Source organism: Dactylosporangium sp. NPDC005572 (genome assembly GCF_040605515.1).
GTDB lineage: Bacteria > Actinomycetota > Actinomycetes > Mycobacteriales > Micromonosporaceae > Dactylosporangium.
This window is the reverse complement of record NZ_JBEXCY010000199.1, coordinates 1-21,419: the sequence shown is the minus strand read 5'-3', so window position 1 is coordinate 21,419 and position 21,419 is coordinate 1. Positions and strand designations below refer to the sequence as shown.

The 21,419-nt window shown below is 69.1% G+C and carries 23 protein-coding genes and 3 pseudogenes; 10 read left to right on the top strand and 16 right to left on the bottom strand.

The window, feature by feature from the left end; translation table 11 throughout:
• The 5 genes from ABZS66_RS49570 to ABZS66_RS49550 form a co-directional block, all read right to left on the bottom strand.
• Positions 1–824, bottom strand: an 824-nt coding sequence (locus ABZS66_RS49570; protein WP_354770044.1) for a PfkB family carbohydrate kinase, incomplete at its 3' end; no start/stop codon positions are given.
• A gap of 10 nt (positions 825–834) precedes the next feature.
• The gene (locus ABZS66_RS49565) at positions 835–1,680 is read right to left on the bottom strand and encodes a hypothetical protein (protein WP_354770043.1); all 846 of its coding nucleotides are present in this window, start codon (positions 1,678–1,680) and stop codon (positions 835–837) included.
• A gap of 55 nt (positions 1,681–1,735) precedes the next feature.
• Positions 1,736–2,725 (bottom strand): ABC transporter substrate-binding protein, encoded by a 990-nt coding sequence (locus ABZS66_RS49560; RefSeq protein WP_354770042.1) that lies wholly within the window; start codon positions 2,723–2,725, stop codon positions 1,736–1,738.
• 23 nt (positions 2,726–2,748) lie between these two features.
• The gene (locus ABZS66_RS49555; RefSeq protein WP_354770041.1) at positions 2,749–3,768 is read right to left on the bottom strand and encodes an ABC transporter permease; all 1,020 of its coding nucleotides are present in this window, start codon (positions 3,766–3,768) and stop codon (positions 2,749–2,751) included.
• Positions 3,765–4,532, bottom strand: a complete 768-nt coding sequence (locus tag ABZS66_RS49550; RefSeq protein ID WP_354770040.1) for an ATP-binding cassette domain-containing protein — start codon at positions 4,530–4,532, stop codon at positions 3,765–3,767. The genes ABZS66_RS49555 and ABZS66_RS49550 overlap by 4 nt, the downstream gene beginning before the upstream one ends.
• 167 nt (positions 4,533–4,699) lie before the next feature.
• Here ABZS66_RS49550 and ABZS66_RS49545 point away from each other — a divergent pair, with 167 nt between their 5' ends.
• From ABZS66_RS49545 to ABZS66_RS49535, 3 genes are read left to right on the top strand one after another with little or no spacing between them, the layout of a single operon-like run.
• Positions 4,700–6,124 (top strand): FAD-binding oxidoreductase, encoded by a 1,425-nt coding sequence (locus ABZS66_RS49545; RefSeq protein ID WP_354770039.1) that lies wholly within the window; start codon positions 4,700–4,702, stop codon positions 6,122–6,124.
• On the top strand, positions 6,124–7,059 hold the full coding sequence (locus ABZS66_RS49540) for a YhfZ family protein (protein ID WP_354770038.1): 936 nt from the start codon (positions 6,124–6,126) through the stop codon (positions 7,057–7,059). Before ABZS66_RS49545 ends, ABZS66_RS49540 begins: the two co-directional genes overlap by 1 nt.
• A gap of 49 nt (positions 7,060–7,108) precedes the next feature.
• On the top strand, positions 7,109–7,324 hold the full coding sequence (locus ABZS66_RS49535; RefSeq protein WP_354770037.1) for a hypothetical protein: 216 nt from the start codon (positions 7,109–7,111) through the stop codon (positions 7,322–7,324).
• A 266-nt stretch (positions 7,325–7,590) separates the two neighbouring features.
• Here the strand turns inward: ABZS66_RS49535 and ABZS66_RS49530 are convergent, their stop codons facing one another.
• Positions 7,591–8,055 carry a hypothetical protein gene (locus ABZS66_RS49530; RefSeq protein WP_354770036.1) on the bottom strand — a complete coding sequence of 155 codons (465 nt, stop codon included), beginning with the start codon at positions 8,053–8,055 and terminating at the stop codon, positions 7,591–7,593.
• Positions 8,056–8,531: 476 nt separating this feature from the next.
• Between ABZS66_RS49530 and ABZS66_RS49525 the strand changes: the two genes are divergently transcribed.
• Positions 8,532–8,954, top strand: coding sequence for a hypothetical protein (locus ABZS66_RS49525; protein WP_354770035.1), 423 nt, complete (start codon positions 8,532–8,534; stop codon positions 8,952–8,954).
• A 57-nt stretch (positions 8,955–9,011) separates the two neighbouring features.
• Here ABZS66_RS49525 and ABZS66_RS49520 read toward each other — a convergent pair whose 3' ends face one another.
• Positions 9,012–9,251, bottom strand: a complete 240-nt coding sequence (locus ABZS66_RS49520) for a helix-turn-helix transcriptional regulator (RefSeq protein ID WP_354770034.1) — start codon at positions 9,249–9,251, stop codon at positions 9,012–9,014.
• A 125-nt stretch (positions 9,252–9,376) separates the two neighbouring features.
• Here ABZS66_RS49520 and ABZS66_RS49515 point away from each other — a divergent pair, with 125 nt between their 5' ends.
• Together ABZS66_RS49515 and ABZS66_RS49510 are read left to right on the top strand one after the other, a co-directional pair.
• Complete coding sequence (locus ABZS66_RS49515; RefSeq protein ID WP_354770033.1) at positions 9,377–9,952, top strand: hypothetical protein; 576 nt, start codon at positions 9,377–9,379, stop codon at positions 9,950–9,952.
• 29 nt (positions 9,953–9,981) lie between these two features.
• Positions 9,982–10,698, top strand: a complete 717-nt coding sequence (locus tag ABZS66_RS49510) for an IS6 family transposase (protein ID WP_354770032.1) — start codon at positions 9,982–9,984, stop codon at positions 10,696–10,698.
• Position 10,699: 1 nt separating this feature from the next.
• On the opposite strand, the gene ABZS66_RS49505 is transcribed toward ABZS66_RS49510, so the two are convergent.
• Together ABZS66_RS49505 and ABZS66_RS49500 are read right to left on the bottom strand one after the other, a co-directional pair.
• Entirely contained in the window at positions 10,700–11,125 is a 426-nt protein-coding gene (locus ABZS66_RS49505) for a site-specific integrase (protein WP_354770031.1), read from the bottom strand.
• 191 nt (positions 11,126–11,316) lie between these two features.
• Complete coding sequence (locus tag ABZS66_RS49500; protein ID WP_354770030.1) at positions 11,317–11,796, bottom strand: MarR family winged helix-turn-helix transcriptional regulator; 480 nt, start codon at positions 11,794–11,796, stop codon at positions 11,317–11,319.
• Between the two features lie 84 nt (positions 11,797–11,880).
• Between ABZS66_RS49500 and ABZS66_RS49495 the strand changes: the two genes are divergently transcribed.
• The gene (locus ABZS66_RS49495; RefSeq protein ID WP_354770029.1) at positions 11,881–12,768 is read left to right on the top strand and encodes an alpha/beta hydrolase; all 888 of its coding nucleotides are present in this window, start codon (positions 11,881–11,883) and stop codon (positions 12,766–12,768) included.
• Positions 12,769–13,220: 452 nt separating this feature from the next.
• Here ABZS66_RS49495 and ABZS66_RS49490 read toward each other — a convergent pair whose 3' ends face one another.
• Positions 13,221–13,862 (bottom strand): hypothetical protein, encoded by a 642-nt coding sequence (locus ABZS66_RS49490; RefSeq protein ID WP_354770028.1) that lies wholly within the window; start codon positions 13,860–13,862, stop codon positions 13,221–13,223.
• Between ABZS66_RS49490 and ABZS66_RS49485 the strand changes: the two are divergent.
• Positions 13,822–13,998 (top strand): annotated as a pseudogene (locus ABZS66_RS49485) (transposase family protein); the annotation flags it as partial. The gene ABZS66_RS49490 and the pseudogene ABZS66_RS49485 sit on opposite strands and share 41 nt — an antisense overlap.
• 227 nt (positions 13,999–14,225) lie before the next feature.
• Here ABZS66_RS49485 and ABZS66_RS49480 read toward each other — a convergent pair.
• From ABZS66_RS49480 to ABZS66_RS49460, 5 genes and pseudogenes are all read right to left on the bottom strand, one after another.
• Positions 14,226–14,696: a hypothetical protein gene (locus ABZS66_RS49480; RefSeq protein ID WP_354770045.1), complete on the bottom strand. Its 471-nt coding sequence runs from the start codon at positions 14,694–14,696 to the stop codon at positions 14,226–14,228.
• A 314-nt stretch (positions 14,697–15,010) separates the two neighbouring features.
• Positions 15,011–16,786 carry a PAS domain S-box protein gene (locus ABZS66_RS49475; RefSeq protein WP_354770027.1) on the bottom strand — a complete coding sequence of 592 codons (1,776 nt, stop codon included), beginning with the start codon at positions 16,784–16,786 and terminating at the stop codon, positions 15,011–15,013.
• A 207-nt stretch (positions 16,787–16,993) separates the two neighbouring features.
• A pseudogene (locus ABZS66_RS49470) lies at positions 16,994–17,185 on the bottom strand (sulfite exporter TauE/SafE family protein); the annotation flags it as partial.
• 278 nt (positions 17,186–17,463) lie between these two features.
• Positions 17,464–17,721, bottom strand: coding sequence for a DDE-type integrase/transposase/recombinase (locus ABZS66_RS49465; RefSeq protein ID WP_354770026.1), 258 nt, complete (start codon positions 17,719–17,721; stop codon positions 17,464–17,466).
• A complete protein-coding gene (locus tag ABZS66_RS49460; protein WP_354770025.1) occupies positions 17,625–17,912 on the bottom strand; it encodes a 2Fe-2S iron-sulfur cluster-binding protein in 288 nt (95 codons plus the stop codon). Before ABZS66_RS49460 ends, ABZS66_RS49465 begins: the two co-directional genes overlap by 97 nt.
• A gap of 218 nt (positions 17,913–18,130) precedes the next feature.
• On the opposite strand from ABZS66_RS49460, the gene ABZS66_RS49455 reads away from it, so the two are divergent.
• Complete coding sequence (locus tag ABZS66_RS49455) at positions 18,131–18,817, top strand: TetR family transcriptional regulator (RefSeq protein WP_354770024.1); 687 nt, start codon at positions 18,131–18,133, stop codon at positions 18,815–18,817.
• Positions 18,818–20,294: 1,477 nt separating this feature from the next.
• Here the strand turns inward: ABZS66_RS49455 and ABZS66_RS49450 are convergent.
• Complete coding sequence (locus tag ABZS66_RS49450; RefSeq protein WP_354770023.1) at positions 20,295–21,047, bottom strand: hypothetical protein; 753 nt, start codon at positions 21,045–21,047, stop codon at positions 20,295–20,297.
• On the opposite strand from ABZS66_RS49450, the pseudogene ABZS66_RS49445 reads away from it, so the two are divergent.
• Positions 21,037–21,419, top strand: a pseudogene (locus ABZS66_RS49445) (hypothetical protein); the annotation flags it as partial. The gene ABZS66_RS49450 and the pseudogene ABZS66_RS49445 overlap by 11 nt on opposite strands.

Below are 21,419 nucleotides of genomic sequence, written 5' to 3'. Positions count from 1 at the left end.
GTCAACACCGCCGGCGTCGTCGGTGCCGTCGCGCTCGGGCAGTACCGGGTGGCGCCCGCGAGGGTCGCGGCGATGAAGCCCGCCGCGAACGCGTCGCCCGCCCCGTCGGTGTCGACCGGGTCCACGGCCACGGCGGCGACGTGGGTCGTGCCGGAGGCCTCGGCCACCGACGCGCCGCCCGCCCCGTATGTCGTGCACACGGTTGCGCCGGCGGCGACGAGGGCCCGGGCGTCGACGCCGAGCGCCTCCAGTTCGCCTTCGCTGGGCAGCAGCACGTGCGCGAGCCGCAGCACGTCGACGAGCGCCGCCCGCGAGGCCGGGTCGAGCGCCTCCGGTCGCACGTTCGGGTCGACGGAGATCCGCGCGCCGGCCGCGTGGGCCCGTGCCAGGGCCGTCAGCGCGGTACTGGCCAGCGGTTCGCCGAAGACCAGCGCCGAGCCGGACATGTGGAACCAGGCCGCCCGCTCCGGCAGGTCGGCGAGGTCCGTGACGGCGACCTGGGCGGCTGCCGTGCCGGCCACCCGGAAGGCGAACTCGCGGGTCTCGCCGCGGTACGTGATGTGGGCCGTGGCGGTCGGCGCCTCGTCGCTGACCGCCAGCCGGTCGATCGCGACACCACCGGCCGCGAGGCCGTCGGCCATCACCTTGCCCAGGGGATCGCGGCCGACGCCGCCGACGAAGCTCACCGGCACGCCGAGCCGCCCGGCCACGTACGCGGCGATCGCCGGCGAGCCACTGGCCCACGGCCCGGTGTAGGGGGCGTCCGGGTCGGCCGTGACGTCCCGCTGGTATGCGACGATGGCCTCGCCCACGATCAGCAGCATGGGTTCATCCTCAACGCCCGGCCGGGTCCGCGTCCACGGGACGACCGTCGTGCACGATCGCGCGCAGCCCGGCCAGGACGGCCTCGGGCCGCTCCGCGCGGAAGACCCGGCGGCCGAACATCACGCCCGCGGCGCCGGCGGCCATCGAGTCGGCGGCGAGTTGCATCGTGTCGCTCTCGTCCTCGCCGCCGGGACCGCCGGCGACCAGGATCGGCGCGTAGCAGCTCTCCGCGACCGGCGCGAACGCCTCGACCGAGCCGTTCCAGACCGCCTTGACGAGGTCGGCGCCGATGTCGGCGGAGATCCGGCAGTACAGCGAGAGAACATCGGTCGCCAGCGCCTCGGCGCCTTCCGGCTCGAGCGCCGAGCGCGGCTCGATGATCACCGCGACGCCGACCCGCGCCGCGTCCCGGACGGTGCGGGCGTTGCGCTCGATCTCGGCGCGTTCCAGCCGAGTGTCGCGCTGGCCGATGTAGAGGTACGTCATGACGGCGTCGACCCCGGCGGCGGCGACCTCGTCGAGCGTGGCGAGCTGGGCGAGCACGCCTTCGCCGCGACTGTCGCGGCCCGGAGTGTAGATGCGCCGGCCGTGGTTCTTCCAGTCGAGGTGGAGCACGAGCGCCGGTCGGCCGCGGCCGACGAAGGTGTCCTCGACGAGCGGGAGCATGCCGGGCGTCACCATCACGCCGTCGGCGGCGCCGAGCCTGGCGAACACCGACTCGATGTCGCCGCGGGTCCGTAGCCCGGCCGGCGGCCCGCTCATGACACCGTGGGAGGCGGCTACGACGACCGCCTTGCCGGTGCCGGGGTTCAGCAGCCGGCCGAGCCGGATCTTCTTGCCCGTACGGGAGTCCATGTACTGCCTTTCTTGGTCGGCCCGGGCGGCACCCTCCGCCGCCCGGGCGCCTCGATCACGCTGCCGGACAGGTGAAGCTGTAGAGGTACTTCTGCACCTCGGGCGTGTTCAGGTTGTCTTTGGTGGCCACCACCGCACCGGTCGAGATCTTCTTGGTGACGGGCTTGCCGGTGAGGGCGTTGATGGCCTGTTCGCCTGCGGCGACGCCTTCGTCGTACGGCTTGAGCACGACCTGCGCCGCGACCTCACCGTCCTGGATCTGCTTGACACCGGGCGGGTTGGCGTCGAACCCGACGATGGTGACGTTGTTGTCCTTGATCGCCCGCAGCGCCGCGACCGCGCCCTCGGTGTTGAACGCGGCGGTGGAGAAGATGCCGACCAGGTCGGGGTGCGCGGCGACGGTCGAGGAGACGATCGAGGACGCGGTCTGCACGCTGTTGTTGGAGTACTGCTGGCCGAGATCCTTGAGCGTCGGCGCGGCCTTGAGGCCCTCGGCGAAGCCCTTGAACCGGTCGTCCGTGGTGGTGACGCCGGCCGACAGGTTCACCGTGAGGACCGAGCCGGACTTGCCGTCGAGCAGCTCAACCAGCTTCGCGGCGGCGGTCTTGCCGGCCTCGATGTTGTCGGAGCTGACCTCCGCCTCGGCGATTGACGGGTCCTCCAGCGTGGTGTCGACCAGGACCACCTTGATGCCCTGCGCGGTGGCCTGCTTGAGCGGCGCGTAGAGGGCCTTGCTGTCGGTCGGCGCGATGATGATGACGTCCGGCTTCTTGGCGATGACCGCCTGCAGGATCGGGATCTGGTCGGTCGGGCTGAACGACTTGGGCGCCTGCACCTCGACGGTGGAGTTGGTGGCCTTGGCCGCGGCCTGTACGCCGCAGGCGACCGAACCGTAGTAGGCGTCGTTGGCGACGCCGGGGATCAGCGCGATCTTGAAGCCGCCGGTCTTGCCGTCGTCGCCGTTGCCGGAGTCGCCGGCGCAGGCGGCCAGGGAGGTCAGGAGCAGTGCCGCGGCGGCGGCTGCGCTCCATCGGGGCATGCGCATGGGGGTGTCCTTTCGATCGGGGGTTAGCGTTTGGTTCGGGAGCGGCGGCGGAGCTGGTCGAGGTAGACCGCGACGACGAGCACGACGCCGACGGTGAAGTCCCGCCAGAAGGAGTTGAGGCCGACGATGACCAGGCCGTTGGCGAGGACGGCGGGGATCATGGTGCCGACCAGCGTTCCCCACATCGTGCCGACGCCGCCGAAGAGGCTGGTGCCGCCGATGACGACCGCGGCGATCACCGCGAGGTTGTCGGTGCTGTGGCCGCTGAGCGTGGTGGAGCCGAATTCGGCGTAGCTCATGATCCCGGCGAGGCCCGAAAGCAGGCCGGCCACGGCGTACACGCTGATGAGGTGGCGGTCGACGTTGATGCCGGCGCGGCGGGCGGCCTCAACGTTCGAGCCGATCGCGTAGGTACGCCGCCCGTACCGCGTGAAGGCGAGCACGCAGCCGGCGACCAGTGCCACGAGGAGCGCCACGACGACCAGCCAGGGCAGCCCGAGGAACCGGCCGACGCCGAGCGTGTCGATGAGCTCGTTGGGGATGTCCTTGAGATCATTGCCGTCTGTGATGATCTGAGCCAGGCCCTGCGCGGCGCCGAACGAGCCGAGTGTGGCGATCAGCGGCGGTACCCGCATCTTCGTGATGACGATCCCGTTGATCGCACCCCAGACTGCGCCGGCAAGCAGCGAGACAGCGATGCCGACGATGCTCGCGGCCCAGCCCTGCGGGCCCATCGCGACCATGACCTTGCCCGCGATGACGCCGGAGAAGACGAGCACGGAGCCGACCGACAGGTCGACGCCGCCGGCGATCAGGACGAATGTCGCGCCGGCCGCCATCACGATGAGCAGGGACGCGTTGATCAGCACGTTGATGAGGTTGGCGCTGGTCAGGAACGCGGCCGGGTTGAGGGCGCCGAAGACGATCACGATGACCAGCAGGATCGCGGTGATGTCGGTGGCCGAGCCGAGCAGCAGCCGGCGGCCGCGGCCGCGGACCGGCGATCCGGCCGGCGCCTCGGTGGGTGTGCCCGTCATCGTCATGCTGCGTCCTCGTTCGTGAAGGCGCCGGTCATCGCGGCGACGACCTGCTGCTCGTTGGTGTCCCTGGTGACGAGCCGGGCGACCCGCCGCCCGAGCCGAAGTACCTCGATTCGGTCCGAGACGGCCATCACGTCGGGCAGGCTGTGGCTGATCAGCACCACGCCTCGGCCGGAGTCGCGCACCTGGCGGATCAGGTCGAGCACGGCGCGGGTCTGCGGTACGCCGAGCGCTGCCGTCGGCTCGTCCATGAGCACCAACTGGTCGGCCCACGTGACCGCCCGGGCTACCGCGACGCTCTGCTGCTGACCGCCGGAGAGCGTCGCAACGGGCGCCGTCGGGTCCTTGATGTTCACCTTGAGCTCGGCGAGCACCTCGCGGGTCCGGCCGGCCATTCGGCGCTTGGCGAGCACGCCGAGTCGGCCGAGCAGGCCCCGGGCGAGCAGCTCGCGGCCGAGGAAGAGGTTGGCCGCGGTGTCCAAGTCCGGCGCCAGCGCGAGGTCCTGGTACACGGTCTCGATGCCGAGGCCGTGGATCTGGCTCGGCGTGAGCCGGACGATGGACCGGCCACGGAACAGGATCTCGCCCTCGTCGGGCGCGTGCACGCCGCAGATCGTCTTGACCAGCGTGCTCTTGCCGGCCCCGTTGTCCCCCATCAACGCCACCACCTCGCCCGCGTCCACCGAGAAGCTGGCGCCGCGCAGTGCTTCCACGGCGCCGAACCGTTTCCTGACCCCGCGTGCCTCGAGCAGTGCGGTCGCTGTCACCGCTTCTCACCTTCCCGTCATGGGAGCCGGGCCGTCGGACCATCGGCGAAAATTCAGAAATCTGTCTGTTGAGGCGAGGCTAGGAGCGAAGTCCAGAGCGTGTCAAGCACCAGCTCGCATCTCATGTAGTCCTTGACAGTTCAGTTTATTGAGGATTGAGTGAGCGCATGCCCAACCCATCAAGCCACCCCCTTTCCCCGGTCACCGACGCGCTGCGCCGGTCCCTCGGCCCCGACGCGGTCCGCACCGGTGACGCTGATCTCGATGCCCGCAGCCACGACACCTGGCCGGTCGCGACGGTCTGGGCGAAGCTCGGTCGCCATCCGTACCGGCCGGACGTCGTGGTACTGGCCCGCGGCCTGTCCGACGTCGTCGAGACGCTGCGCATCGCAGCCGCGACCGGCACACCGGTCACTGCGTGGGGGCTGGGGTCCTCGGTGACCGGCCAGCCGCTGCCGGTGCGCGGCGGCATCGTGCTGGACCTGTCCGGGCACGTCACCGAGCCGGAGCTGAACGAGACCGACCGGACGGTGACGGTCGCGGCCGGGGTACGCGGCAGCGACCTCGAAGCTTGGCTCAACGAGCGCGGCCGCAGCCTGAACCACTTCCCGCAGTCACTCGGCCGCTCCACCGTCGGCGGCTGGGTGGCCACCCGCGCGACCGGCCAGTTCTCCTCCCGCTACGGCGGCATCGAGCAGTTGCTCGTGGGCTGTCAGGTGGTGCTCGCCGACGGGAACGTCGCTGACCTAGGCCAGCGCCCGCGCTCTGCCACCGGGCCCGACCTCAAGCAGCTCTTCATCGGCTCCGAGGGCACCCTGGGCATCGTCACCCGGGTCACGCTCAAGGTGTACGCGCTGCCCCAACACCGGATCGTCGAGGCGTTCACGATGCCGGACGTCGAGTCGGGGCTGGCCGCGATGCGGCATATCAGCCAGGCGGGCCTGCGGCCGTTCCTGGTCCGCTTCTACGACCGAGACGAGGCGGCGCACGCGGTGCCGGACATGCCGGCCGCCGGACCGGTATTGTTCCTTGGGCATGAAGGCATGATCGATATCGCCGTCGCCGAACACGCCGCGGCAACCACGATCGTCGAGTCGTTGGGAGGGACGACCATGGGGGCGGCACCAGTCAACGCCTGGCTCGACCGCCGCTTCGACTTCTCCACCGTGGAGCGCCTGCTCGCCGAGCCCGGCGGATATGCCGAGACGATCGAGGTGGCCAACGTCTGGAGTCGTCTCGGGCCGATGTACGCCGAACTGAAACACGAGCTGGCGCCCCTGGCCGGCGAGGTCCTCGGACACTTCTCGCACGTCTACGAGCAGGGCTCCTCGCTGTACGTCATCCTGCTCGGCCGTGCGCCCGACGACGAGAACGCACTGAGCCGGCTGCAGGAGATCTGGGCCCGTGCCATGAAGGTCGTCGTCGCCCACGACGGTGAGATCTCCCACCACCACGGCGGCGGCCTGGCCCGCCAGGCCTGGGTCGAGGAGTCACTCGGCACCGGCTTCCCGGTGCTGCGCATGCTGAAGGACAGCCTCGACCCCGCGCAGCTGCTCAACCCCGGCAAGCTCGGATTCGGACCGCGGCCTTGATGTCCTCGAAGCCCGACGTCCGCGCCTACGTCGCCCGGTTGCTGCTGGCCCGGGAGGTCGGCCAGCGCATTCCGACCGTGCAGGAGCTGCAGGCCAGCACCGGCGCCGGCACAGGAACCGTGGTCAAGGCGCTGCGTACCCTGCAGGACACCAGCGCGGTCACGCTGACCGCCCGCGGCCACCAGGGCACCGTTGTGGTCAGCCGCGACGTCGGACAGCTGTGGAACACGGCCGGGCTCGGCAACTTCCGCATGGTCCTGCCGCCCCAGGGGCCGCTGGAGCAGCAGGGCATCCTCGACGTCATCCAGGACGCCCTGCACGCGGTGGGCGTCTCCGTCGTCGTCAGCTTCCGGCCCGGCGCGCTCACCCGCCTCGAAGACGTCTACCACGAGCGGGTGCACGCGACCGTCACGTCGGCCGGCGCGCTGGCCCGCCACCGGGAGAACCTGCCCGGCCTGACCGGCCTCGACCTCGGCCCGGGAACCTTCTACTCCAACGGCTCACTCGTCGTCGTCGAGCACGCCACCCGCGAACCGCGCACACCGCTGCGGGTGGGCATCGACCACAAATCGTACGATCACCAGCGGCTCAGCGAGGCCGAGTTCCACGATCGGAGGCCCGAGTACGTCGAGTGCCCGTTCGTGCTCGCACCGGCAGCCGTCCTGGCCGGCGACGTGGACGCGGCGGTCTGGCACTCCATGCCGACGGTGATCCCGCCAGAGCTCGCGGGGCTGCGGCTCAGCCCGCTCACCACGGCAGCCGGCCGCGAGGTGGTCCGCCAGATCTCATCGGCGACGATCGTGAATCGCGGCCTCGACCCGGGCGTCAACGCCCTGCTCCGCCACATACGGCCGCCCGACGTCGCCGCCCGGCAGAACAAGCTGTTCAAAGCCGCCGCGAGCAACGGCTACGCCGGAACCTTTCGCCTACACTGAACGCTTCGCGAGTCAGCTAACTGTGACCGGCACGGGCGGCACCGTTTGAATGAGCGTCGCGCCGGTCAACCAGCAGCCCCATCACCACCAGGTCGCTTCGACCCCGGCAGTGATCGACGTGGCGATCGATGCCCGCCGGCTCGGCCACCCCCTGCTGATCCCGCACACCCTGCTCGAACAGGCCGCCCCTGGCTACCTCACCGACCACGACTGGGACGCTGTAGGCGACGACTGGCTCGACCATGCCCTCGCCGACACCGCCTAACCCTGCCGCGGCGTCCCGGACCCCTCACCCGCATCCGACCCCAGCCCGGCCAACGGGCACGATCCGGGCAGCAGCCCTACCGTCTCGCCGACTACCTCGAACAGACCCGGCCGCATCGACCGCGCCGCCATCTTCCCACCCGGTGCGTTCTGGAACGCCGCCGCCAACGTCCTGACCGACACCGCCACCCTCCGCGAACTCGCCCACCAGACCGACCACCGTGGCCGGTATACCCATGCCGTCCAGCTGCACCGGCAGGCCGCCGATCAGGGCGACGTCGGCTCGTTGCTGTATCTTTCCCAGCGGCAGGATGCAGTTGGGACGCCGCTGGTGCGGAGGCCCTGCTGCGGCGGGCCGCCGACCTCGGCAACACCTACGCACTGCAGGACCTGGCACGGCGGCGGGAGAAGGCCGGGGATGCCGCTGGTCCGGGACAGGGTCGCGTGGCGGCGTGCGAGCAGGTCCCGGTGCCAGCGAAGGACAGTGTCCGGGCGCACCAGCAGCCGCAACCTACGCAGCACGTTCTGCGGGAGCCGGTGCAGCAGCGCTGCCAGGAACGCCCGATCGCTCGGGTCGAACCGGGGCCTGTCGTTGCCGAGTTGCCGCTCCAACATGGTGATCTGATGGCGCAACGCCAGGATTTCGACGTCCTTGTCTCGTTCGCTCATCGGCAGCAGGGGCAGCATGGCGAACGCGTTCGTCACGGCCAGGTAGGCCAGTCGCAGCAGCACGGTCAATCATCATGTCGCGGCGATCGCCTGCCGCCGGAGAGGCCGACTCGAGCGACCGCTGTCGACATCCAGTGCCTCCCATGCACCAGCGCCTACCAGGCCGGATGGGGTTTTCGGCAAGAGCAGCGTTCGCGAGCATGATGCGGCCGTCCTCGCGCGTCACGACGATCGCGTCCGGGGACACCTCCAGCAGGTCATACGCCAGCCGCTCCGTCCACTGCACTTCACCTACGGTGGAACTTCCATCACGGACAGTTTCGGCATTCGGCATTTTCGGGAACATCCTGGACATGAGCGCCGGCCCGGCGGCTCCTGCGGAACTGGCGCCGGCCGCTCCCTCGCCGCCGGGGGTTCGTGTTGGCAAACGCGCTCGTTCGGAATTGTTCGGAACTGTTCGAACATCTGGCATCGTCGATGCTGCAAGACGATCCTCGTTGGTGACGGCCGCTCCGGTCGTCATCGACGGAGGTGTGCGGATGTTGCGAAAGAAGTCGCGCTGGTTCGGCGGCGCTTTGATGGCGATGGTGCTCACGGTCGCCGGGCTCGTGGCGGCCCCGGGTGCCGCCCAGGCGGCGTCGCCGATCACGGCGTTCTCGGCCGACGACTACATGTCCGGCTACGCGTGGGCGGCCTGGAGCAACACGGGGCAGTACTCGACGTTCAAGGTCTGCGACGACGGCGCGCCGGATGGTCACCGGGCCGTCGGCTACATCTCGTGGGAGGGTGGACCCGGGACGATCTCACGGCAGGCCGCCGGCGGCACCGGCACCTGCTCCACGCCGGTCAATGTCTTCATTCCAGCGGGCAAGTGGGTCAAGGTCCGGGCGTGCGAACGCAACGGTCCGGACATCCCCGACCTGGCGTGCGGCTCCTGGCGCCAGGGCATCGCCGGGTCATGAGCCCCGGCCGGCCGGAAGTGCCGTTCCGGCCGGCCGCCGGGCTCCACGGCGGGCCCGTCAGCGGTGGGGGGCCGCATCGGTGCAGTCGCCGGTGCGGCAGATCTTGGCCAGCTTCGTGCGCGACCGGACGCCCAGCCGGACGAAGATGTTGCGCAGGTGGTGGTCGACCGTGCGGGGGCTCAGGTACAGGGCCGCGGCCACCTCCCGGTTCGTCGCGCCGTCGGCGACCAGGCCGGCGATCCGCCGCTGCTTCGCCGTGAGGACCGCGTCGGGGCGGGACGGCGGGCCCTTCGCCACCGGTGAGGGCAGGGCCAGGGCCGGCCGTTCAGGCCAGGCCCTGGCCCGAGTCCCGCGGGAGCGGCGGCCTACACCACCACGAACCCAGGCCATAAAAAAGGTTGCGGAATTGGTCGGCCGTCCCTGTGGCATTGGTCAGCAAGCGTTCGCCATCGACGGCTACCTTGGTGGGCATGCGGACCGTCGGGGTGGTGGCTGTCTGGCTGTTGTGCTTCGCCGGGAAGCTCATCGTCGACCTCCTCATCGTCGCGGCGGTCGCTTGTATTCCGGCCGGCTGTGCTTTCCTGGTCGGCTACGACCGCGATGAGGCGCTCCGGAGCCATCACGGCGTTGTGACCGTGCGGGAGTGCCGGGAAGCCGGTACGTCGGACTCGCCCGAGTGGCGGTGCCGGGGCTCGTTCTGGTCCGACGACCGCGAGATCCAGCTGCCGGATGTGGAGGCGACGTTCGGCAAGGAGCCCGGCGAGCAGGCCGAGGGGTGGGTCCGTGACGGCGAGACGAAGCGGGTGCGGACGTCGGTGACGCCGGCGTGGCAGGCGAACGCGGTCACGGTCGGCGCGGCCGTCATCGCCGGGGTGGGCGTGATCGTCGGGGTGGTCGATGCGGCGCGTACAGCCACGAACGGCACTCGGCGATTTCGATCGCGGCGGAGCGCGTCGGGTGGGGTAGACGCAAGGCCGGGTGCTGGCGTTGTTGCATGAGTCGTTCACTGGTCAGGCACGCTTGATCGATGAAGCTCTTGATTCGGCGGTCGCCTTCGCCACCGCGGTCTGCCTTTGCCGGGTTCGGTTTTCCGGCCGAGGTGATCATGGTCGCGATCCGCTGGTATCTGCGCTGCAATCTGTCCTACCGCGACGTCGAAGAGATGCTGATCGAGCGCGGTGTCGAGGTCGACCACGTCACGATCTTCCGATGGGTGCATCGGTTCACGCCCCTGCTGGCCGATGCCGCGCGGTTCTGTCGGCATGCACCGGGCGACAGGTGGTTCGTCGACAAGACGTACGTGAAGATCAATGAATTCTGGCGATACGTGTACCGCGCCGTCGACCAGCACGGCCAGGTCATCGACGTGCTCGTCTCGGCCCGCCGTGACGCTGCCGCGGCTCGCCGGTCCTTCCGCCGAGCGTTGGCCACGTTGAAGGTGACGCCGAGCGAGGTCGTCACCGACGCGGCACCGGTGTACCCGGCCGTGCTCGACGAACTAATTCCGTCGGCGTGTCACCACGTCGAGCGCCACGCCAGCAATCCGATCGAGGCCGACCACAGCCAGCTCAAACACCGGCTCAGGCCGATGCGCGGACTGCGCACCGACCCAACAGCAACCGTGATCATCACCGGACACGCGTTCATGCAGAACCTCCGGCGCGGACACTACGAACTCGGACTCGACGCACCGTCTGGGCTCCGCATCGCCGCGGCGTTCACGGAGCTCGCCGCCGCAATCTGAGTTAGGCGGGGGTAACAGCAGGGTTCACCGCGCCACCCGATCCGATAACGCAACGGCTCCGGAAGCACACGTCCGTGGAATCGGTGCGCTTCTGGGGAATCGCCAGGACGGGTTGGATGAGCAGGGCGTGTTCGGGGCAGTCCAGTGCGGCGTAGTTGAACAGGGAGTGGATCGCGGCCAGCCGGGCGTTGCGGGTGGTGATGCTGTTGTTCCGGTGGGCTTCCAGGTGATCCAGGAAGCCGCCGACGAGGTTGGTGTCGATGTCGGCCAGGTCCAAAGCCGAGGGCGGTCGGCCGAGCTGCTGCTGGGCGTAGCGCAGCAGCAGGCGGAAGGTGTCGCGGTAGGCGGCGACGGTGTGCTGGCTGGCGCGACGCTGAGCCAGCCGCTCGGTGAAGAACACCTGCAGGATCGGGGCCAGGTTGGTCACGACGGATCCCTCCAGGATGCTTCCAGCCGTTTGACGGCCTCGGTCATCAACTGCGGGCAGGAAATGGCACCGTCCACTACTGGAATCGTCTGAATACCTGCCGTAGGCGATGTGTCTGGATCGGGATGCCGCTCTTGACCACCCGCAGACGAATCTTGCTGGCGGGGCGACGGGCGACGCCGTCACGTCGCTTAGACCGGCTCGCCGAGGTCATGGGTAAGCCAGCCGGGCGTATCGAAGCGTACGGGCTGTGCACCCACCATTGCTGCCAGTTGGGTCTCGAGGTTCTCGAGTTCGGCGATGCCGATCTGCTGGGCCCACTGATTGCGCAGCTCGTCGAATATTGTCTCGCCTTGTCGCAGCATGTCGAGGCCGAGCGCAGTGACTTGCAGGCGTTTGCGGCGGGCATCGAGCGGGTCCGTGTCGCGGGCCACGTAGCCGCGCTCTTGCAGCACCGCGACCGTCTTTGCCGCTGACTGCTTGGTGATCGACAGGCGACGGCCTAGTTCCGAGGCGGTGTCGGCGCCCGCGGCGATTGCCCGGATGGCGAAGTCATGGACGGGGCGCACGTCCTCGTGGCCGCGCCGGGCAAGTTCGGCGGTCGCGGCGTCCACGAGTGTGCGGAAGCCCCCGAGCAGCAGCAGCGCGAGATCGGCGCCAGAGCGAGACATGCGAGAAGGCTATGACACCGCCTGGACGAACGACAGCCAGGGTGTCTATTATTAGACAGTCAGGGTGTCGAATTGAGGAGAGACATGACCATCACACCAGCCGGCCGCACAGTTGCGGGGATTACCCACCACCGCGCCGAGGTCAACGGCACGACGCTGCACTATGTCGCCGCGGGGACCACCGGGTCGCCGATTCTTCTGGTCCACGGGTTCCCGGAGACCTGGTGGGCTTTCCACAAGCTCATCCCGCTGCTCGCTACCGGCCACCGCGTCTTCGCTGTCGACCTGCGCGGCTTCGGCGACTCGGACAACAAGCCGGGCGAGTATGACAGCACGGTCTCGGCTGAGGACCTGCACCAGCTGATCGCGCACCTCAATGTCGGCCCCGTGCACGTGACGGGGCAGGACATCAGCGGGGGGACTGTTTTCCGCCTAGCCGCGACCCAGCCGCAGGACGTACGCAGCTTCACCGCAATCGAGATGGGTCTCGCCGGGTTCGGGCTGGAAGGACTGGCCGACGTCACCCACGGCGGAGCCTGGCACATCGGCGTCCTCGCCGCGCCCGGCATCCCCGAGATGCTGCTCGCCGGCCGCGAACGCGAATTCCTCGGGCAATATGCCTTCCCGGCCATGACCGCGGTCCAGGGGGCGATCACCGCGACCGACATCGAGGAGTTCGCCCGCACCTACTCACGCCCTGATGGCTGGCGCGGAGCGATCGGTCTGTATCGGTCGATGCTGCGGGAAGGCGCCGAGATCAAGACTCTCGCGGAGACTCGAGGGTTGGGGGTACCTGTGCTCGCGGTCGGCGCCGGCGGGGGCCCCTTCACGTCCGGCACCATGTCTCAGGTCACGTCGACGGATATCAGCGCGGTGTCCCTCGACGGCGTGGGCCACTACGCCGCGATGGAGGCCCCCGAAGAACTGGCGAGGGCCATTCTCGGCTTCGCGGGAAGCGTCGACGCCGCCTAATGGGAGCTTCCAACGTGTCGCCTGGCCGAGCTGAACGGCCTTGCGGCCTGGGGTAGGCGCCAGCCGTCGCGGGCAGCACGGGCCACCATCTGCGGCAAGGACTACATAGCGTCGATACTCCCAGCCGTGGAGCCAGCGGTGTCAAGTCAAGCCGTCACAAACCCGATTCACCCGACCGGTGGGTCAGATCAGCCGACCGAGCGGGGCCGCTGAAGACCGTCAGAGTCACGCTCTCGTCAATGTCGGTCGGTGGGCTCAGTTCGTTGTGGGCGTGGTCGGCTGCTGACGTCGGCGGCGTGGCTGGCCCAGTCGCCGGCGGAGATCTGTTGCCAGCGGACGGCGGAGTTTGACACCGATCCCGAGTGTTCGGGCCAGGATTGCCGCGGGGATTTCGGTGGCGAGCTGGAACAGTGCTGTGCTGCGGGCCTGGTTTGGTCGGATGTCGAGCCGGTTCAGTCGCAGCTTGAGTCGTTCGATGCTGATCGGGCGGCCGGGCTATCCTCCGGGGAACAGCCAGAGCGACGGGGTGCTGCGCCGATGGTGGCGTGGCTTTTGCGGGTGGCGATGACGCTGCGGGGCAGTTCGTCGACAGGGTGGGGCAGACGGATCGGGGTGCGGCCCAAGCTGATGCTGACTGCGTCATCGGAGATCGTGATCTGGTCGGTGGTCAGTGGGCCAATGGCGAATGGGCGTTGGGCGTAGAGGAGCAGGAGCAGGCCGGCCAAGCGGTCCTCGGTGGCGATGGTGGTGTCGTGCAGCAGTTGGCGGGCGATCGCCCATCGTTGAACGTCATTGAGCGTATTGACCGGACCGCGCCAGCGCCCGGTCTGGGGGTAGGCGGTGGTGAGCTTGTTGGCGTGTGCCCATCGGATGAAGGTGGCGGCCTCGTACCGGTAGCCGCCGGCGGGATCGCCCTGCCAGCGTTCGAGTTCGGGCTGTCCGAAGGTGAGGGCGAAGTCGGTTCGCAGGGCCTGGTAGACGACGTCGGAGAGGCGTCGTTTCAGGACGCGGAGGGCATCGAGGCCGCCGTCGCCACCGGCATTTCGGCGGGTGATGAGGTCCTTGGCGGGCTGGTGGCAGCGGGCCTGTGTCATTGCGATGCCGGCGGCGGTGGCCTGCCCTGCGTGCGGACGACGGACCCGGCGGGTGCATACCTACCACGTGCGGCGGTTGGCGGACCTGCCGGTCGGTGGGCGTGGTGTGGTCCTCGAGCTGCGGGTGCGGCGTCTGGCGTGCCGCAACACTGCGTGCGCCAGGCGGACGTTCCGCGCCATCTGCGTCGTCCACGCAGCTGTCGGGTGTTCGGTGACGCCGAGGATGTGTACGCGTCTGGTCGCGATCTCCATCACGAACAGGACGTACAGTCTGCGCAGGGTGATGGTGTCGAGGTGGAAGAAGTCGTGGCGAGCAGCCCGGATGCCTGCGTGCGCAGGAAGGAGCGCCAGCTATTGTCGACCTTATGCGGCGCCGGGCCGATCCTGCCGGTGGCGAGAATGCGATGGATGGTGCCTGCGCCGATCCGGTGGCCGACACCGACCAGTTCCCCCTGAATCCGGCGGTGCCCCCACCGGGGGGTTCTTCCTGGCCAGACGTACAATCAGGTCACGTACCTCGTCACTGGTCCGCGGACGTCCCGGCCGGTTCGGATAGGTCCAGTGCCGGCTGACCAGACGTCGGTGCCAGGCCAGCAGCGTGGCCGGGGTGACGATCGGATGCTTCCACAGCCCGCGCGGCAGGGCGCGGACCAGCGCGGACAGCACGGCCCGGTCCGGCCATGACAGGCGCGGCCTACCGACCTGGCGCCGAAGCACGGCAACCTCGTGGCGCAGCACCAACAGCTCGGCGGCCATCGCGGACTCGCCGAGCGTCATCTGCGGCAGCCAGCTGAACATCCGAACCGCGGTCAGGTACAGCAGCCGAACAACCATGCACGGCATCCTGCTCGACATCCGCGGAACGCCAGATCACACCCTGTGCGCACAGTTTCTGGCACGGCACAGGGACCGTTACTCACGCTTAGAGTCATCCAGCCAATGACGGTCTCGACCCGGCGCCGTCAGGCAGTTCAAACCCCACCGCGCGCCTGCCGTCGACGCCCAGCTGGGAATCTATTCCCGGCTTGTTGCTCCCGTCCTTCTCCCGTCCGCTTTTCTCCCGCCCGCAGCGCGACCACCGAGGTGGACAACCGGTGCGGGCCGGTCATCGGACTGCGAACGGCCGACCCGGAAAGTGGTTCCTGCCCTCAGTAGAGCTTGCCGGGGGTGTGGTTCTGGGTGGTGGGGGTGCCGGAGGGGGTACGGCGCAGCAGTTCGTGTTCGGCGCGGCGCTGGTCGGTGATGTCGTGGAGGGTGACGACCATGCCGCGGACGAGGCGGTCGTCGCGCAGGTCGCGGAAGACGGCCTCGACGAAGACCCGGGTGCCGTCGGGGCGGCGCAGGCTCCAACTGTCGCGGGTGGTGTCGCTTTCGCCGGTGCGGGCCCGCTTGAGGGTGCGCACGACCTGCTCGCGGTCGGCCGGAGCGATGATCTCGTGCAGCGTTGCGAGTGGTGTGGGCCAGATGCCCAGGACGTCGGCGACCGACGGACTCGTGTACCGGATGCGCTGGTCGTCGTCGAGCACCAGCACCACGTCGTTGGAGTGCTCGGTCACGGCGCGCAGGTACCCATCGCTGTCGCGACGGCTCGTGGCCTCCGTCAGGCTGATGCGGGTCAGCGCCAGGGCGGCCTGGCCGGCGAGGATGGAGACCGCGTCGAGTGTGGCGAGCAGGTCGCGGCGGTCGCCGCCGATGTAGAGCACGCCGGCGTCGAGCGGGCATACGATGGCGTGGCCGAAGCCGGCGAGCCGGTTGCTCCAGTGCGGGGGGAGCTGGGTGACCGGCACGACCCGGGCCAGCGACACTTCGCCGAGCGGCAGCAGGTCGGTGAGGCTGAAGTCGACCACGATGTCGTGTTTCGCGCCGGCGGGCAGCAGGGTGCGGATGGCCGCGCGCACGGCGGTGGCCACCGCGCCGGAGTCGGCCGCGCCCACCAGGGCCATGCCGGCCTGGCGCAGCGCCCGTTCGCGGCGCAGCGCCGCGGCGTGCCGGCCGACCGCGTCGCTGAGCCGGACCACCAGCAGCGCGAGGGTGAGCCCGAACGCGACCGCGATGACGGCGCCGTCGCGGATGTCGCCGGTTATCGTCTCGTACCCCAGTGCCAGCGGCATGAACGCCGCCGAGATCAGCAGTGCGGCCATGCCGAGGCCGCGCATCGGCTCGCGTAGCTGGCGCGGCGGTCCCTCCGCCGGGGCGGTGAGCCGCGCCATCGACGGCTGCAGCGCGGCGGCGCCCCAGGTCGTGAACAGCAGGACGTACCCCAGGTCGGCCGGGCCGCCCGGGGCGAGCCCGCCGTGCGATTCGGCGACGCCGTAGGCGACGTCCTCGGCCAGCATGCCGAACGCGCCGACGGCGAGCAGGATCGCGGCGGCGTTGCGGCGGGCGGCGGTGACCAGTCGGACGGTGACGACGAGCACGAGGATGTCGCCGAGCGAGTACACGGCCCGGACCGACCAGTCGGTGGCGCTGACGCCGTCGCTGGCCAGGCGCGGGCTGACGATGAACACCCAGGCGGACAGCAGCGCCGAGCAGGTGAGCGCGAGCAGGTCGATCAGGCTCGAACGGTCTTCGAGTACGGCGGTGGCGCGGGTGAGGCCGATGAGCGCGGTCGCGATGATCGGGAACATCAGCAGGTAGCTGATGTCGGCCAGCGCCACCGGTCCGAGCCTGGGCGGCGTGGCGAGGCCGTAGAAGACGTTGCCGAGTGTCGTGGCGACCAGCGCGGCGGCCAGCGCCCACCATGCGCCGGGGCGCTGCGGCCGCACCAGGAAGATGCCGAGCACGACGCCGGCGGTACCACATGCCCCGACGCCCGCCCAGGCCAGCGAGTCGAATCGCGGCGCGATGAAGACGAGGGATCCGAGCACGGCCATCAGCACGACGTAGCCCATGGTGTACCGCCGCTGCCGGTCCGCTCTTCCCATCGACATCCTTACCCTATGTGACGTTTCAATACCACACAGTGGCACGTCGACCAAGATCGCTGGATTACGGCGTCGGCAGCCTCAATTGATCGTCGTTCGGCGCGCGCCGTGGCGCAACACCGGTACGGGTCGGCTCGGATGGCACCTTCGGCCGGTGGCCCCGCCCGACCGGTGTAGGTCCGGTGCAGGTGCTGGCGGAGGTGCGGCTCAGTGGTGGGCTTGCCAGCCGAGCGTGGCGGCGAGCACGAGGCCCAGCGCGGCGATGAGCAGCCGCAGTACCTCGGGTGGCGAGTGCCGGACGAGGACCGGCCCGAACCGGCCGCCGACGAAGGCGTCGATCGCCAGTGGCACCATCGCGGGCCAGTGCACCGGGCCGAACAACGCGTGCGCAATCGCCGCGACGGCGTTTGTCCAATCCGAGCAGGGCGTTCTTCATCGCGTTGCTGCGGGCGAAGATATCGGGCGTCAGGTACAGCATCACGATCCCGGCGGCCCTGCTGAAGTATCCGGTATGGACCCCGACCAGGGTCGCGCCGGCGGTCAGGGCCTACCCCTGGCGGTGGTTGGCCCGGTGGGCCGGCGGGCGGCAGGATCGTGGCCGACGCCGTCGCGATCAGTCAGGGCACGCTGTTGCGTTCGCTGATCGGCGGGCGCGTTGAAGCGGGCGCCGGCGGTCTTCAGATCGCAGCGGCGAGCGCAGTAAACGCTGCGGCGACGCGGAGCCCGCGTGGAGTGTCGGCGCCGGGTTTGTAGTGTGCGCGGCGGAGCTTCTGCATGAAGGCGTATCCGGCGATGATCACGTGCGCTGTCGTGTCCGTTCGTAGGCCGCGCATCGGTCTCAACCGTTCCTCCAGTCGACTGTGATCAGCCTCGATCGGATTGTTGGCGCACCGCTCGACGTGATGCCACGCGGACGGGACCAGCTCATCGAGCACGGCGGGGTAGACCGCGGCGGCGTGCCGGCGCGGTGCTCGGCGAGCATGCCGACCGCGGAGCAGATCTGTCCCGGGGTGCAGTAACCGCACTGGAAGCCGTCGTGCCGGATGAAGGCCGCCTGGAGCGGGTGCGCGGCGCCGTCCGCGGCCAGGCCCTCGATCGTGGTGATCTCCCGGCCGGCGTACTGCACGGCCAGGCCCAGGCAGCTGACGATCGCCAGCCGTCAACCAGGACCGTGTACGCTCCGCAGGCGCCCTGGTTGCAACCCTTCTTCGGGCCGGTCAGTCCGAGGTGCTCACGCAGTGCGTCGAGGAGGCTCACCCGCGGCTCGACCGAGGGGTGCCTCGACCAACTTAACGGAACGAGATTCCTTAGCAAAGGGATCGCGTACCGGTAACGTGGTGTCCGATGTCCGGGCACCCCGACCAGATCCGCGACCTGGTTCCGCAAGCCACCTTCCGGCGCGCCCGCAGCGCGGAGGCGAAGGCACATCGCCGTGCGGCCATCCTGATCGCCGCCGAGGAACTCACCCGCCGCGACGGGGTGCGGACGGTCACGCTCGCCAAGCTCGGCGCCGCCGTCGGGCTGGGCAAGTCCAACGTCCTGCGCTACTTCGGGACCAGGGAGGAGATCTTCCTGGAACTGACGATCCGGCAGTGGCGCGAATGGGTCGGTACGCTCATCGCCCGGATCGACACCGTCCGGCCGTTGCCCGAGGTGGTGGACCTGGTGTCCGCGTCCCTGGTGGAGCGGCCGCTGACCTGCGAGCTGTTCAGCCAGGCGTTCACGAACCTGGAGGACAACGTCAGCATTGAGGTCGCGCTCGAGTTCAAACGAACCCGCTCGACGCTGATCGACACCTTGGCCGAGCACGTCGCCGCCCGGCAGAGCGTGCTGAACCGGGCGGAGACGAGGGAACTGCTCGACGCCGCGGTGATGCTCGCCTCGGCGGTCTGGGTGGTCGCCAACCCCCCGCCGAAGGTCCGCTCCATCTACGCGCTGGACACCGAACTCCAGCACGGCAGGATCGTGTTCGCTACGACCTATCCCCGTGCGTTGGCGGCGCTGGCAGCCGGCTTGCCCAGCCTGCGCTGACGACCCCTTGCGGAGGTCAGGAATCCGGTCTTGCGCATCGAGAGGCGTGGCCGAAGACTTCCGAGGTGCCGACGCCGTAAGTGCGACCGACGCTGCGCTTCCTGCGCTTCTTGATGTCAAGTCTCAGGATGTGCATGACGGATCTGTCTCGGGACATGAGTGACACGTCTGGCTAGACGATTTGTGTGGAGGGTAGCCCGCCACGGGCCGAGCGTTAGCTCGTTCTGCGCCGCGCGGGTTCGGACTTTGCAGACCAGACCGTTGCCTGACGTGCCTAAATGCCCAGATCCCGTCGGCGGGGCCTTTCAGCTCCGGGATGGCGATGATGCGGAGTCAGAGGCGGCGGCGATCAGACGACGCGAGGCACGGGCAGGTCCCGTCCGTGTGCTTGTAGTCGTAGTAGCGGGGATGACCGCAGTAACACACGCTCCGCTGCATGTTCTCTGGATCAGTGGATTGGTCCGGGCTAGCGCCACATGCTGGACAAGGCCTCGGCGTATCTGGAGTGTTCAGCGCAGACATGGCCGCGGCCCACCACGTAACGAGCCGATCAGACAGAGGGTCAACGTCCTGGTGCACGGGATCCAGACCGAAGTGGGCTTCGAGTTCGTGTCGCAGGAATCCGCCAATCTCTGATCGGTCGGCGCCGGCGTTCAACTTGCTGTGTAGTGGTCCGATCATGCAGTCGTACTCGTCGTCCGGCGCGAAGTCCGCCACGCCGATCGGGTCCCATTCCCAGAGGATCTGTCTCAAGCTCGTCTGGGCCGCCATCCAGTCCGTCTGACGATCGTGTCAGATCCGCAGCTGCACCAACACTCGGCGCATTGTCACGCAGGTCCTGATACCGATGTGTCACGCAAGTCCCGAGACCGGACATCCTGCGCTTCCTGCGCTTCCTGTGTCGAGTCCCACCTGATGCTTGACGAATCCGTCCCAGGTGATGCTGGACGGGCGGCCTAGGTTCCTGGTTGGACGAGCCTAACGTGGTCGTGCCGCCGAAGCGGGTGTGGCACGGTGTTTGCGTGTTCGGTCTGATCGCTGGATTTGGCTGTGTGCTCCGGCGGGGAAGGGTACGAGTGGACGCGCTGATCGGTCGCAGCCTGGTGAAGGTCGTGCGGCTTGCCTGGCACTGGCCGGGCGAGCCCGACGATCTCAGTGTTGGTCCGGTGCAGCTTGTGTTCGATGACGGTCGAGGCCTCTTCCTCGCCGGCCGGGCCGACTGGTCCCTCGAGGCCGTGGAGACCGACCCGAACGACGACACATGGCTGGCCCCCTACGACTACGACTATGACGGTGGGCGTTGGGTGTCGCGGGATGCGTCGACTGAGTCGCCGTTCGCCGCATTGATCGCGCGGCCCCTTACGGGTGGGATCGATTCGCAACGAGGTCAACGAGGTGTTTGGACTTCGACTGGACTTCGACGGCCAGGTCCTGACGCTCAAGACGTGGCGGGGAGAGGTCGAAACCTGAGTGGAGCTCATCCGTTAGCGCTTGCCAGGTCAACCTTGCGCGGTCGGTTGGCTTTGATGTTGCGCACGGGGTGGTCGGTGGTGCGTCGGATGGTGCGGGTGCCGTCGTCGCAGTGGATGGCCAGCTGGGTGTCGGTGATGGCGATGGTCTTGCCAGCGTGGATGCGGCCGAGGGCGACCTTCTGACCGACGACCATGACCACGCCGCTGTTGGAGGCCCGGCGCAGGACGGTGACGGGGTCGGTGCGGTGCTGGGGTGGTGGCCCGGCTGGGCGGGCGGACCGCAGCCGGCCGATCTCGGCAAGGGTTAGCGGGTTGGGGCGGGTGCGCAGCAGTTCCCGGGTGTCCAGGTCGAAGAACATCAGGGTTTGCTGGTCGACGCGGACGCTGACGCGGCGGCCGGCGAGAATTTCGGCGGCCAGAACCAGGTGCTGATCGAGGGAAACGCTGCCGGTGGCGTTGACGGTGCGGTCGACCTCGACCGCGCCGACCGGATCACCGTCGCCGGCGGTGGGCAGGGGTGAGGGGCCGGCCAGGCGGCCCCCGTCCCGGAGCAGGGCAGCCAGGTCGGTGACGGATAGGTGGGAGCGCACGGATTTGAGTCGGGTGCCGGCGGCGAGGAGGTGGATGACGTCGGTATCGGCCCAGAAGGTCAGCGTGAGGCCGGAGCGGGCGGGGCCGAGCCAGAACTGTTTCCCACAGACCTGCAGGTTCCCGGACGGGGGCTCGCGGGACGCCGACGATTTCGTCGTGTTGGTCAAAGGGCACCAGCACCACGCCGAAACGCTGCTCGACGACATCGCCCAGGTCATCGCCCCACTCGGGCTCCGCCTGGTCACCGACAAGACCCGCGTCGTGCACGACGACCCCTTGAAACCGGTGACTTTTCTTGGGCACACCATCGTGCGCCGCACCAAACGAGGAACGTCGAAGACCTACGTGTTCACCCACCCGTCCCGCAAGGCCATGCAGGCCACGCGGGACCGGACACGTGAGTGCACCAAGAACAGATCAACTCTGCACCGCGACCTGGACGAAGTCCTGCAAACCCTTGGCCGGGCGCTACGGGGCTGGGCGAACTACTGCGTGTCCAGAGGGCACGCGCGAACGGATTGGAGGACGGTGGTCCTGAT